An 11,860-nucleotide genomic window follows, 5' to 3' on the forward strand; every position below is an offset into this window, starting at 1 on the left:
GCATTCTCAGATGCTCTCAGTTTGCTCTGCGAGGAGGAATCTCTTGTAGCCTTCAAAGTCCAGCGAGAGAACCTGGCCTGTTACCTCTATCAAGTGTTCCTCTTCGATCGGCTCAGCCAGCTCGCGACCTAGGACACGCAGGCGGAGGCGCAATCTTCCGGGGCCATCGGGAAGGATCGCAAGCAGTTCCGACCTGCCCTGCTCTCCTGGTAAGAGAGATCCAATGCGAATGTGGCAAACCGGGGTTGGGCCGCTTTCATCTATCTCCAACTTCTCTTCCATTTGTGCCCGTACCGCGTTTAAAGTCAATGGGTTGGTCAGGCTCCACGTAGGCTTCGGCTCATCGGGCATCTCGCGGCCAGCGATCATTTGAACACCTTGGGAGTTCATAGCTTGCACGGTCAACTCAAGCTTGGAGTTGGAGAGCTGTACATTAGATCGGTTGGTCAACAGAAATCGCATCGCAATACACCCGTTGTTCACGTACGAGTAGTCGCCGTATTCTCGCCAAAAATCACTGTTGTCTCTTTCTAAACCCAGCGACAGATCGAAAGGGCCACGGGGCTCGCGCTGCCTCTTGAAATCAGGCAGTTCCTCGGTGAAATGCAGGTAGGTACGAGAGAAGCTATTTGGAAGCTTCTCATTTTCGGGAGTCAGGAGAGACAGCTCGATTTTCAGATCGCCACGTCCGCTATCTTCATTTCCCATCGCGATGACCTCGACCGGCTCTGCTTCGTCAGTGCTGCTGCCTCGGCGGACATACACCACATTGCTCTTGAGCTTCCCGTAAGGGCTTGCGAGGTAAAATGGACGTTTCTGCTTAGGGATGATGATGATGCCTATGGTCTTCCCCTCATACAGGTGCTCCTCGTAGCGAAACGTCAACTTGGGCTTCACCTTGCTGTTCACGAGCTGCTGAATCCGAGAGTCATCGATGCTGTCTTGGATTCCGACGACTTCAGCTGGGTGCGGGCGCTGATCCTTGAATCCTAAAAGGATGTAGCCAGTGCCATCACGCCAAGAGTTCGCGATCGCGAGAATGTCCTTCAACAGCTCAGACTTATCAGCCTCAGTTCCGCCGTTGAAGCGGTACTGGGCTGATTTGAAGTCAATGTCAGTGCTCTCGCTTTTGTAGCGCAGCACGTTAAGCAGGTCGATCATCTCAGCTCCCAAATAGTGACTAGGTGTGAGCTCGATTTGAGCATGATAATCACGCAAACGGTAGGCGAGCTGCTGCAATGTCAATCGTTTCTACGGAAAGCCCTCACGGGAGAACGCGTTGATCGCGCCCCTGCTGATATCATCATCCCGACGCAAAATGAGGGACGACTGTGAGTGATATAGGGACAAGCGGCGAGCTCCATTTCATGGCGCTTTGCGCAGGTGACGGCATCACCGTAAACAAATCTCAAACGGACAAAAATGGCTGGGATGTCCTGATCGAGATTGACCAACTTCCGACGGCGCTTACACAGCAAACGCTGCATGAGCCCGTGATCACAGGGACGGTGCAGATAAAATCGACACGCTCCAAGTCTCTCAAAGTGAGCGTGACGCTGTCCAACCTCCGGAAAATGGCGACTAGTTCACTGCCGACGTTCTATTTGTTGATGGACTTCACTCAAGGGCCGGTGCCCTCCAGAGCATTTCTACGGCATGTGGATGAGCCTTTGATCCGGCAAATTCTGGAAAGGGTCAACACGCACCTGGTAGCAGGAAAGGGTGAAAAGCTTCACAAGCTCACGATGGTTGTCGATTTTTCGAGCGGCCAAGAAATCGCCCTCGATGGCTCAGCCAGTTTGAGGTCTGAGTTTTTACGAATCGTAGGTTCGTCGCAGGCGCGCTATACCGATGGTAAACAACGATTTCTGAAAAGCGTCGGCTATGAGGATGGCAGCCACCTAATGCGCTTCAACCTAGTAGGACATGAAAACCTGCAAGCGATGATAAACGCCACCCTCGGCAGAGGAGGCCCCATCGAGCTGCAAGACATGCAGATTTTCTCGAAACGCTTCGGATTGGAAGATCCCAGCAGTCGTCATCACGCCCCAGTAGGTACATTGGTCATTGAGCCCTCCGCTCCTAACGCTTTAGGCACGCTAACATTGCGCAGTGGTGCTACCGGGGAAAGCGTCCAAGTAGACGCAGCGGCCTATGTCAGTCCTCTACACTCAATGCTGCCGCTGAGTGCATTTCAGATTCGTGTCGACTGCGGCTTGTTTGAGTGGTATGTCAAAGCAGACGGATCGGGGGCTAAATTCGCATCCACCCTGGATCCTGAGGCTCCTGTCCCATTGGAAAATCTCTGCACCTATTTGCAAGTCATTGACTTGATGGCCAAGCCCCAAGGGCTTTCGATAGAGATGGATTTCAATGGCGCAAGATCCCAATTCACAGTGACAGGTGGGCCAGGGTTCCCAGGTTTCCCAGACGTTCTGCAAGTGGCGGAGGCCTTACTCAAAACAAAAGTGGCGTTTAGAGACCGTGGTCTACTGGAGGTTAGCGTTGCAGAGCTGATTCAGAGCTCGCAGGTGATTCAGCCATTCTTCGCCCTACTTAATAAGGAGATTTCCGCTTGGCTAACGTTCTCCGTTGACGGCAAAACAGAGCCTTTCGAATGTGTCTGCCTAGCGCCACTTGAGTTGTCTATCGGTGAAAAGCACTATCTCACTATCCTGGCGGTGACCGGTAAAACAAATCTCCTACCCGATGGGCGATTCTCAATCGCCACAACAAATTTTGACACAATTTACAAGACCGTCCTCCGGACTCATGAGCGGACTGCAGACGCTACCATTTTGCAATTGCAGAGGGTGGTTGATGAGTACACTCACTCATTGCCTATTGTCAGCCTTTTCTCAACGATTGCTGCAGATGGACTTAATCAACCCCTCGCTACCTCACGCCTGCGCTCCACCTAAGGGTTTACGCATTTCGATATCTGATCCATCGAAATCAGCAAAGCGTCCCTCAAGTTCACCGTTTGGAGGGCTCTCAGTCCACTTTGTCTCGCCCATCACCGCTCCGGGTGTCCTCCAGAATGCTCTTGAAGGCACCTGCCTGCTCTGGATGCATGCCCGCTGACTGCAGGTGCTGCACGAGAAACTTCCGCGCCGTGGCCTCCCCTGGGGTTAAAATCAGGTCACAGTAGTGAAGACCCTTACTGGCCTCTTCAAGCTATGCCCTGAAATCGTCCATGTATCAAGATCAGCCTATGTGAGCCAAAAGGCTTATTAGCTATTCTGCCCGAGGCTAACCACGCGTACAAAAAAGCCGCTCAGTGAGCGGCTTGATGTATCTCAACCCAATAGAAAGGATTATCGGGCTACCCAGCCTTCAACCTCATCGGCACCGTACTGGGCTTTCCACTCTTTCAGCAATTTGTGGTTGCCGCCCTTGGTCTCAATAATCTCGCCATTATGCGGATTCTTGTACTGCTTCACCTGACGGGCACGACGCGGCGATTTCTCTGCCACAGCCGGGGCGCTACGACGACCAGCTTGAGGATCCAGCAGGTTGATGATGTCACGCAGGCTGAAGCCGTACTTGTTCAGCAAATCACGAAGCTTTTCTTCGAATTCGATTTCTTTCTTCAGCTCGGTGCTGCCCTTCATCGCCTCAAGCTCAGCGAGCTGCGCGGCCAGCGTTTGCTCAAGCTTTCTGAATTCTGCCAAACGAGACATATGTAATCCTCAGGTATTTGAAAAGTGCCTACAGATTAACCTAGATTTAGCATCGGGCCTAATGAATATGATACAGCAACGCGTAGTTAGTTCACCGCAACAGCAACAAAGGGCTCAGCAGCAACATACGGGAACTATAGCCATCCTACTAAATAGGCTAGTATCGCTTCATGCACCTACTCGAGCGAAGCCCAGCGCGTCCAAGGATGTTACCGCCGAGAAGCCAGCACCCTTTTTAAAGCTCATATTGTGAACAAAGTTTTTCATCGCATTTGAAGGGTCGATGGCTTCGAGGTTAAGACCTTCGACAGTGGCACGGGAGAATGCAACGCTGAGGATTGGCTGATCCTCCATGTGCCCGGTAGAGCTGTTCAGCACGTTATCCATCGCCGTAACGATGACCAGGTCGTCCGGCAAGATGGCCAGCAGCTCGCGGCCTACCCGCAGTGCGCAACTGCACACGTAATCTTGATGAAGTTCGTTGAAGCGGCCTGCAGGCATCGCCTTGGTCGACAGTTTTCCGCTTTTGAGTAGCGACTTGATCTCGGTGGGAACGACGTGCGAGCCATGAATAGCCAGCTTTGCTTCCAGCACGCCTCCCTCATGAACGATCATCTGAATGGATGAGCCAAGGTGCGTAATTTCCTCGAACGACTCGAACGCCTCGATAGCGTCGAGCTTTGCCTGGCGATCGCCATCAAGAATCCGCAGGGCAATGTCCCGCTCCTCCGACCAATCAGAGTGCTGAGCCTTCCACTCTTCAAACTGCGCCTGAAAGAGTCGTTCATCTTCAGTTGCGGCTGTGGCGATTTTTGCAATGAGGGCCGCACGCTGACGGCTTTCCAATTTGAACAGCTTGGCCCAGAAGTTTGGACGATAAGTCGCCGAGGCCTGCATAGCGGCCTGTTCGAGGGCCCCGCTTTTCACGAGCGGCTTAGGCTCAGGCTTGGACAGAATCTCCTTCCACTTGACCGGCTCCACGGTGGTAGGTTGCATGCTGTTGGCCATGGAGCGAATCGGCACCGACCTGCAAGCACCATTCGGGCATAGTCAGCACAGCATTCGTACCGATGAGCTATGCCGAAATATCGAAAGCAATCTTCAGTCGATGTTCAACTCACCGGAGCGTGGGGCCTTGTCACTGACACCATGCCTTGCAATCGAAGGGCATTCTTCGGCTAAGCAGGCTGGCCAACGCCGTTCTACGTGCGTGCCGCGCCACGCCAACGGCTTGTGACAACACTGAGTGCGGTTGCAATGAGCAAGAATATGCCACTGGCGATGAAGGTAGCCTTATAACCCATCCCGTCGTACAGCATCCCGCCTGCAGTTGCACCAGCAGTGATAGCCAACTGAATTACTGCGACCATCAACCCACCACCAGCTTCTGCATCGTGTGGCAATGCCTTGGCCAACCAGGTAAACCATCCCACCGGTGCACAGGTCGCGACCAGCCCCCACAGCCCCAGCACTGCGGCCACAGGAACAAGCCAGCTACCAACCACGATTACGGCGAAAGCGATGGCAGTCATGATCAACGGTATTCCAACTAAAACCTTATGCAGACTTTGACTAACAAGAGAGCCGGCTAACATGGTGCCTACCAATCCTGCGGCACCGATGATCAAGAGTAAGAGCGAGAGCGTGGGCACATCGACATGCGTGACCGTCTCCAGGAAAGGCCGCAGATACGTAAAGAGTGTGAACTGCCCCATGAAGAGAAACGCAACTGCGGCCATGCCGAGGGCGACCTTGCTGTCCCCAAGCAGGCGCAACGAGCCAGTGGTCGATACTTGAGTCCGCTTACTTGGCATTGTCGGCAGAGTGAAGGCTTGCCAGATCATCGCCATTGCAGCCAAAGGCACCACGCAAAAGAATGCCCCTCTCCAACCAATGATGCCGCCTAGATAGCTCCCAACTGGCGCTGCGATTGCCGTAGCCAGCGCGGTACCTCCCTGCATCACAGCAATAGCCTTCGGAACGAGTGCCTGGGGCGCGATGCGCATCATCACTGCGGTAGACATCGACCAATAGCCGCCAATGGCGATTCCCAGTACGGCTCGCCCTACCATCAACGTCAAGTAGTTCGGGGCAAAGGCCAACATGCCCCCGGAAACTAGCATAAGTGCTGTCGTGGCCAGCAGTACGGGCTTGCGGTCGATCCCTTGGGTTACGGTGGCCAGTAACAGGCTGGTGATTACAGCAAAGAACCCCGAGATAGAAATGGCCTGCCCTGCCTGGCCTTCAGTCAGTGACAAATCGGATGCAATCGGCGTGAGCAAACTCACGGGCAGGAACTCAGAAGCCACCAAGGCAAAAGCACAGAGCGACATCGCCAGTACAGCGCTCCAGACCTGACGGCTTGAGTGTTGAAGGGACATTGCTGGGCTATTTATGGTGATTCTCGTTGTATCAATTTCAAAAGATGTGGATGCCCAGGCCCTGCGGGGTGCCGGGCCTGGAAACAACAGCCATTCACTTGAGGTTTTCGCGGAAGAAAGACGTCAGTTTGCTGAAAGGGATCATCTCTACGCGGTCGTACAGATCCACATGGCCAGCGCCCGGGACAATCACGAGTTCCTTGGGTTCGCCGGCAAGGCGATACGCCTCTTCGCTAAACTCCCGGGAATGAGCCTCCTCTCCTGCGATGAACAACATGGGACGAGGCGAGATCGTCTCGATGTCATTGAACGGATAGAAGTTCATGAACCTGACGTTACTGGTCAGCGTCGGGTGCGTCGTCAGAAGCGGCGACAACCCTTTGGGAGTGAACTCACCACGAGGTGTGCGGTAAAAGTCGTAAAACTCCCGCTCGATGGCATTAGAGCTCTCAGTTAGCTGATCCACCGTGCCACTGGTGTACTTAGTTTCGCCTCCGGCAAACTCGACATCACGCTGGGCTACTGCTTCGGCGATAGCCTTTTTGCGCTGTTCGACCGAGACGCCATGCTTGAGTCCATTGCGGTTGGCGGCACCCATGTCGTACATGCTGACCGTTGCAATCGCTTTCATACGTGGATCAATTTTCGCCGCACTGATGGCAAAGCTGCCGCTGCCACAGATACCCAGCACGCCAATACGGTTCCGATCAACGAAACCTTGAGCACCGAGATAGTCAACCGCCGCACTGAAGTCTTCGGAATAGATGTCCGGCGACACTAGATTGCGCGGACGCCCGTCACTTTCACCCCAGAACGACAGATCGATGGCCAAGGTGACGAAGCCCTGCTCTGCCAGCTTCTGGGCATAAAGATTCGAGCTTTGCTCTTTGACCGCCCCCATCGGGTGCCCGACGATGATTGCGGGATGCTTGGCGTTGACGCTCTGTTTTGTGGGCAGATACAGATTGCCGACAGTGGTCATCTGGAACTGGTTCTTGAAGGTGACGCGCTCGAGTGAAACCTGATCACTCTGATAGAAATTGTTGGCCCCATGGGACATATCGGCGGCTCCCGCAGTGAGTGAACTGGCCATCAAGGCAAACGCAACGAACAAAGACTTCATGCACATTTTCCTGTCTGCTCGAAATGGAAGGGGTGTGAGAGGACATCGCTCACGGACGCTAGGGTCATCTCACCTGCCACCCATATTCCTCGCGTAAACCAGCACAGCAGTAGAGCAAACCGGTAGTTTTCTTGCCCAATTGTCCAGACGTGACTGACTGGGCATGGACACTGAAAGCGGCGCGCGAGTAGTGTTTCGCTACACGCTGATCGGAACGCTCACCATGCCCGCAACCGCACTGCCACCTTCACGCACGAACCCAATGGCTACGCTGTGCCGGGTCATCGGTGCCCACGCGCCCATCGCTGGGGATTTCGCGACGAGCATTGCAGGCCTAAGCGTCTATCGGCGCAACGCACCAGCGCCACCGATTACGTGCATTGTCGAACCAAGCATTGTTTTGGTTACGCAAGGGGCAAAGGAAATGGTCATCGGCGGTGACGTATTCCCATACGACACGACCCGCTTTCTAGTCACCTCACTAAACATCCCCGCCAACTCGGCGGTGACATTGGCCAGTGAGGAAGCCCCCTGTCTTGGCCTGGTGTTCAAGCTCGATTTGCGCACGCTGGCTGAATTGATCGCGCAAGATGGTCGCCCTCCAGTGAGCGGTCAGTCCTTTCACACCAGCGCTGGAGTTGGTGAACTGGGCCCGAAGCTGTTGGAGAGCTTCACCCGCCTGATTGAGCTGTTGGAGGAGCCCGATGCCATCCCGGTGCTCTGGCCTCTGATTCAGCGAGAGATCCACTATCGGTTGCTGCTAAGTGACCAAGCCCCTCTCCTGCGCTATATCGCCTCCGTGGGCAGCAAGGGGCATCGAATCGCCAAGGCCATCGACTGGATGAAGCTGAACTACGCCGAACCTCTGCGGGTGGACGAACTGGCTTCTCAGGTACAGATGGGCCTCTCGACATTCCATCAGCACTTCCGACAGCTCACCGCAATGAGTCCATTGCAGTACCAGAAATGGTTGAGGTTGAACGAGGCAAAACGCTTGATGCTCAACGAACACCTCGATGCAGCGACCGCCGCATTCAAGGTCGGGTACGAAAGTCCATCGCAGTTCAGCCGTGAGTACGGGCGCCATTTCGGCACGCCTCCAAAACGCGATATCGCGGAGCTGCGTTTGGGTGCGGAAAGGTCAGCTGCCTCCACGCCCAACGTACCCTGATCCTCAGCCTATAAGACGTCGCCCAACCCAGGATGCTAGGAGATGCAATGCGAAGGAGCACACCCCATAAGGCTTTACCTCTAGGTACCGAAAAGGCCGCTTTCTATCGATGGTCTGGTCTGCAGCACCGTGCTTGGGTGGGTGGACTACTGGCACTTGGTTTAGCTCACACAATTCCGGCCAGCGCATCTGATTTCCAAACGGCGAAGTCCGGCAAAGCGAAAGCTCAACAGGAGAGACCCTGCATGCAAATCTCAGTAGGCGAGCGACATTACAAAATCAGGTTGGCTGACACTGAGGCAGCTCGTGCCTTCTCCTCGTTGATACCGCTGACGCTCGAAATGGCCGATCTCAACAGTAACGAAAAGTATGTGGATCTCGCGGTATCACTCCCTAAGGATGCGAGCGTTCCAGGAACGATCAAGGTAGGGGACGTCATGCTGTATGGATCGAAGACCCTGGTGGTCTTCTACAAGACATTCAAAACGCCCTACTCCTACACCCTTATCGGAAACATTGAAAACCCCGATGGACTGATGCAGATGCTTGGCAGTGACGTTATCCGAGTCGAATTTTCCCAGCACTGAAAGCCGGCTGGACATCTGCATCACGCAAGCTCCTACTCGCTTCGGAGTGCTTCAAGAACAACCCTGAAAGCAGCGGTTTGCTGCCGGCGCGTGGGGTAGTAAAGATGATAACCAGGGAAGGGTTCTGACCACCCCGCCAATACCTCTTCAAGGGCACCGCTGTCGATGTGCGCCTGAGCGTGCAGATCAGTCACCTGGGCCACACCCACCCCTGCCAGACAGGCATCCAGTATCTGCAACGAACTATTCATGATCAGCGGCCCTTGTACCCGGACGCGGAACTCGCTGCCATCATGGGTGAACTCCCAAGGATAAAGGCCGCCGTGCGTAGGCAACCGCAGGTTGATGCACCTGTGGGCCATCAACTCCTCGGGTTGGCGGGGCACTCCATACCGCTTCAAGTAGGCGGGTGAGGCTACGGTAACCATCCGCATGGGCGGCCCAATGGGCACAGCCACCATGTCTGTATCGATGATGCCGCCCAAACGTACACCCGCATCGAAACGCTCGGCAACGATGTCAGTCAGGCCGTAATCGGTCATCAATTCAATCGTGACATCTGGGTAGGACTCGATCACCGGCTTCAATTTCGGCCATAGAACATGGCGGGCGGCGAATTCATCGGCTGTGATCCGCATCGTCCCTGAGGGGTGTTGCCCAAATTCGGTCAGGGCACCAAGGTGACCATCGATTTGATCCAATAGCGGCGCGATATCATGAAGCAGTTTTTCCCCTGCCTCCGTCCGCGTGACGCTCCTGGTGGTGCGGGTGAGGAGCCGAACACCGAGACGCTCCTCAAGGCCCCTTACTGTCTGGCTGACGGCTGAAGGTGACACACCCAATCGTGCCGCTGCCCGGGTGAAATTACTTTCCCTGGCGACAGCCACAAAGACCACCAGATCACTCAGATTGTCTGCTTTCATTGTTAAGCCCAGCTTCAAACCGAATTCTTGATTTTGCTAATACTCGAATTAAAGCGCGGTCGCTACAGTTGTCTCAATTACATTTTTGAGAGGCTGAAACACCATGGCGGACAACAACCTTTCCAGCGTGGCCATGCAAATCCACCGTGCCGGCTCGGCCAATGCGATCCCGGGGCCTGCTGAATGGTTCACGGGGCGAGTACGCATCGACCGCGCTTTCACAGCCCCTGCCCCCGCTAGAGTTGGCGTTGCGGTGGTCAACTTCGAGCCAGGTGCTCGTACCCACTGGCACACTCATCCTCTGGGCCAAGCCTTGCTAGTGACCGATGGGGTCGGCTGGACGCAATGTGAATATGGCCCGAAGACCGAGATCCGCGCAGGTGATCTGATCTGGTGCAACTGCGGACGCCGGCACTGGCATGGCGCGACCGATACTACGGCTATGCAGCATGTCGCGATCAATGAGTATATGGATGGCAAGGCCGTCGATTGGCTGGAGCCAGTGACTGACGTTGTCTACCTGAGTGGCCCGCTGGAAAAAGGCTGAGCTGAGGTCACGTGCTACCCAAGATCTCTGACCATGAGGGTTTTCAACATGAATGCTCACCCCATTACAGCTGCGATATGCCTCTCTGCTTTGCAACTCGCATCGAGCGAAGCAGCTGAAAATGCCTCACCCCGCCAACAGGAAATAACCAGAGCGGGTAAACAGGCCTCTATGGTTGGCCCCTCTCAATTCTTCACCGGTGACGTGCGGATTGATCCGGTGTGGCCTGCGGACTCGGGTATTAGCGCCTCGGGAAGCTTCGTGACATTCGAGCCGGGGGCACGTTCTGCATGGCATACCCATCCTGCTGGCCAGCAGCTGGTGGTCACTTCGGGGGTAGGCCTGACTCAACAATGGGGCGGCCTTATCCAGGAGGTTCGTCCTGGGGATGTCGTGTGGTGCCCTCCAGGCATTAAGCATTGGCATGGAGCTGCCCCCACAACGAGCATGACGCACCTTGCTGTTACAGCGACAGCTGAAGGCAAAAATGTCCACTGGTTGGAGAAAGTGACCGATGAACAATACAGCGGGCCGCGTGCTAAGTAAGTGGATCAATGCCGGGATAGCAACCACAATCATGATTGGACTAGGCGCTACGGAGATGGCCTCGTCTGATCCCTTCGGAACGGACAATGTCATGAGCCACCCCATTTCATCCCAATCAAATTCCAAGTCGCTGAGCGAGCAACAACAAGCGGTTGTCGTCGTAGCCGCGCTTGCTGCCATTGGTGACTTGCCCCGCTTGAACACTGCTCTGGATCAGGCCTTGGATTTGAAACTAACGGTCAGCGAACTGCGTGAGGTGCTTGTACAACTCTACGCCTATGCCGGCTTCCCCCGATCTCTGAACGCGCTGACGGAGCTGATGCAGGTGCTGGAATCACGCAAACAGCGCGGCATCTTTGACGATCCAGGTCGCGAACCTAGCCGTCCAATACCTCAAGGTGACGCCCTGCTGGCCGCAGGTACCGCTAACCAGACGAAGTTGTCGGGTTCGCCGGTTGAGGGGCCCCTGTTCGATTTTGCCCCGATAGCTAACCAATACCTCCGCACTCACCTGTTTGGTGACATATTCGAACGAGACACCTTGGATTGGAAGACGCGTGAGCTGGCCACAGTGGGAATGCTTTCCGCGCTTGCGGGAGTCGAGCCACAGCTTCAGGCACACATGCGAATCAGCACAAATACAGGAGTTACGATTCCGCAGCTACGCCATCTCTGTCAAACCTTGAGTGACAGTGTGGACACTCAGGCCGGTGATCGAGCCGCAAATGCTCTAGAAAAACACGTGGCAAGCACTGCCGAGGGATGATTAGCCGTGGACAGATGATCAACTGTGGCACGCTCTGGGTAATCAAAAGTGCCCTCCAGCTGAATCTCTTCACTCAGTTTCTGCAGATGAAGGTGATGCTCGCGAGCAACGCTATCAAGCGTTTCCTGATTCA

The 11,860-nt window shown here is 54.9% G+C and carries 12 protein-coding genes and 1 pseudogene; 7 read left to right on the forward strand and 6 right to left on the reverse strand.

The annotated features are described in order from the left end of the window. Window positions 1-6: 6 nt before the first annotated feature. The gene (locus tag KU43P_RS15940) at window positions 7-1,161 is read right to left on the reverse strand and encodes a helix-turn-helix domain-containing protein (RefSeq protein ID WP_317658331.1); all 1,155 of its coding nucleotides are present in this window, start codon (window positions 1,159-1,161) and stop codon (window positions 7-9) included. 170 nt (window positions 1,162-1,331) lie between these two features. On the opposite strand from KU43P_RS15940, the gene KU43P_RS15945 reads away from it, so the two are divergent. Further along, a complete protein-coding gene (locus tag KU43P_RS15945) occupies window positions 1,332-2,921 on the forward strand; it encodes a hypothetical protein (RefSeq protein WP_317658332.1) in 1,590 nt (529 codons plus the stop codon). Between the two features lie 396 nt (window positions 2,922-3,317). Here the strand turns inward: KU43P_RS15945 and KU43P_RS15950 are convergent, their stop codons facing one another. Together KU43P_RS15950 and KU43P_RS15955 are read right to left on the reverse strand one after the other, a co-directional pair. Continuing rightward, the gene (locus tag KU43P_RS15950) at window positions 3,318-3,683 is read right to left on the reverse strand and encodes a histone-like nucleoid-structuring protein, MvaT/MvaU family (RefSeq protein ID WP_104834351.1); all 366 of its coding nucleotides are present in this window, start codon (window positions 3,681-3,683) and stop codon (window positions 3,318-3,320) included. A gap of 168 nt (window positions 3,684-3,851) precedes the next feature. After that, window positions 3,852-4,691: a hypothetical protein gene (locus KU43P_RS15955; protein ID WP_317658333.1), complete on the reverse strand. Its 840-nt coding sequence runs from the start codon at window positions 4,689-4,691 to the stop codon at window positions 3,852-3,854. Between KU43P_RS15955 and KU43P_RS15960 the strand changes: the two are divergent. Further along, window positions 4,660-4,920, forward strand: a pseudogene (locus tag KU43P_RS15960) (hypothetical protein); the annotation flags it as partial. The gene KU43P_RS15955 and the pseudogene KU43P_RS15960 overlap by 32 nt on opposite strands. Here the strand turns inward: KU43P_RS15960 and KU43P_RS15965 are convergent. Then, window positions 4,886-6,064: an MFS transporter gene (locus tag KU43P_RS15965; protein ID WP_317658334.1), complete on the reverse strand. Its 1,179-nt coding sequence runs from the start codon at window positions 6,062-6,064 to the stop codon at window positions 4,886-4,888. The pseudogene KU43P_RS15960 and the gene KU43P_RS15965 sit on opposite strands and share 35 nt — an antisense overlap. A gap of 94 nt (window positions 6,065-6,158) precedes the next feature. Beyond that, on the reverse strand, window positions 6,159-7,187 hold the full coding sequence (locus tag KU43P_RS15970) for an alpha/beta hydrolase (RefSeq protein WP_317658335.1): 1,029 nt from the start codon (window positions 7,185-7,187) through the stop codon (window positions 6,159-6,161). Window positions 7,188-7,410: 223 nt separating this feature from the next. On the opposite strand from KU43P_RS15970, the gene KU43P_RS15975 reads away from it, so the two are divergent. Both KU43P_RS15975 and KU43P_RS15980 read left to right on the forward strand, forming a co-directional pair. Beyond that, the gene (locus KU43P_RS15975) at window positions 7,411-8,358 is read left to right on the forward strand and encodes an AraC family transcriptional regulator N-terminal domain-containing protein (protein WP_411567261.1); all 948 of its coding nucleotides are present in this window, start codon (window positions 7,411-7,413) and stop codon (window positions 8,356-8,358) included. A 245-nt stretch (window positions 8,359-8,603) separates the two neighbouring features. After that, entirely contained in the window at window positions 8,604-8,945 is a 342-nt protein-coding gene (locus KU43P_RS15980) for a cyclophilin-like fold protein (RefSeq protein WP_317658336.1), read from the forward strand. Window positions 8,946-8,977: 32 nt separating this feature from the next. On the opposite strand, the gene KU43P_RS15985 is transcribed toward KU43P_RS15980, so the two are convergent. Then, window positions 8,978-9,868 (reverse strand): LysR family transcriptional regulator, encoded by an 891-nt coding sequence (locus KU43P_RS15985; RefSeq protein ID WP_176511272.1) that lies wholly within the window; start codon window positions 9,866-9,868, stop codon window positions 8,978-8,980. 103 nt (window positions 9,869-9,971) lie between these two features. Between KU43P_RS15985 and KU43P_RS15990 the strand changes: the two genes are divergently transcribed. The 3 genes from KU43P_RS15990 (at window position 9,972) to KU43P_RS16000 (ending at window position 11,727) form a co-directional block, all read left to right on the forward strand. Next, window positions 9,972-10,415 (forward strand): cupin domain-containing protein, encoded by a 444-nt coding sequence (locus KU43P_RS15990; RefSeq protein WP_317658337.1) that lies wholly within the window; start codon window positions 9,972-9,974, stop codon window positions 10,413-10,415. A gap of 171 nt (window positions 10,416-10,586) precedes the next feature. Further along, window positions 10,587-10,961, forward strand: coding sequence for a cupin domain-containing protein (locus KU43P_RS15995; protein ID WP_236193401.1), 375 nt, complete (start codon window positions 10,587-10,589; stop codon window positions 10,959-10,961). Further along, on the forward strand, window positions 10,930-11,727 hold the full coding sequence (locus tag KU43P_RS16000) for a carboxymuconolactone decarboxylase family protein (RefSeq protein ID WP_411567219.1): 798 nt from the start codon (window positions 10,930-10,932) through the stop codon (window positions 11,725-11,727). Before KU43P_RS15995 ends, KU43P_RS16000 begins: the two co-directional genes overlap by 32 nt. Window positions 11,728-11,860: the final 133 nt, after the last annotated feature.

The sequence above is a fragment of the Pseudomonas sp. KU43P genome (assembly GCF_033095865.1).
Lineage (GTDB): Bacteria > Pseudomonadota > Gammaproteobacteria > Pseudomonadales > Pseudomonadaceae > Aquipseudomonas.

Bases quoted from the DNA above. Each gene is read 5' to 3' on its own strand.
- KU43P_RS15990 (WP_317658337.1), top strand. From the start codon at position 9,972: ATGGCGGACAACAACCTTTCCAGCGTGGCCATGCAAATCCACCGTGCC.
- KU43P_RS15950 (WP_104834351.1), bottom strand. From the start codon at position 3,683: ATGTCTCGTTTGGCAGAATTCAGAAAGCTTGAGCAAACGCTGGCCGCG.
- KU43P_RS15980 (WP_317658336.1), top strand. From the start codon at position 8,604: ATGCAAATCTCAGTAGGCGAGCGACATTACAAAATCAGGTTGGCTGAC.
- KU43P_RS15975 (WP_411567261.1), top strand. From the start codon at position 7,411: ATGCCCGCAACCGCACTGCCACCTTCACGCACGAACCCAATGGCTACG.
- KU43P_RS15985 (WP_176511272.1), bottom strand. From the start codon at position 9,868: ATGAAAGCAGACAATCTGAGTGATCTGGTGGTCTTTGTGGCTGTCGCC.
- KU43P_RS16000 (WP_411567219.1), top strand. From the start codon at position 10,930: ATGAACAATACAGCGGGCCGCGTGCTAAGTAAGTGGATCAATGCCGGG.
- KU43P_RS15995 (WP_236193401.1), top strand. From the start codon at position 10,587: ATGGTTGGCCCCTCTCAATTCTTCACCGGTGACGTGCGGATTGATCCG.
- KU43P_RS15970 (WP_317658335.1), bottom strand. From the start codon at position 7,187: ATGAAGTCTTTGTTCGTTGCGTTTGCCTTGATGGCCAGTTCACTCACT.
- KU43P_RS15955 (WP_317658333.1), bottom strand. From the start codon at position 4,691: ATGGCCAACAGCATGCAACCTACCACCGTGGAGCCGGTCAAGTGGAAG.
- KU43P_RS15965 (WP_317658334.1), bottom strand. From the start codon at position 6,064: ATGTCCCTTCAACACTCAAGCCGTCAGGTCTGGAGCGCTGTACTGGCG.
- KU43P_RS15940 (WP_317658331.1), bottom strand. From the start codon at position 1,161: ATGATCGACCTGCTTAACGTGCTGCGCTACAAAAGCGAGAGCACTGAC.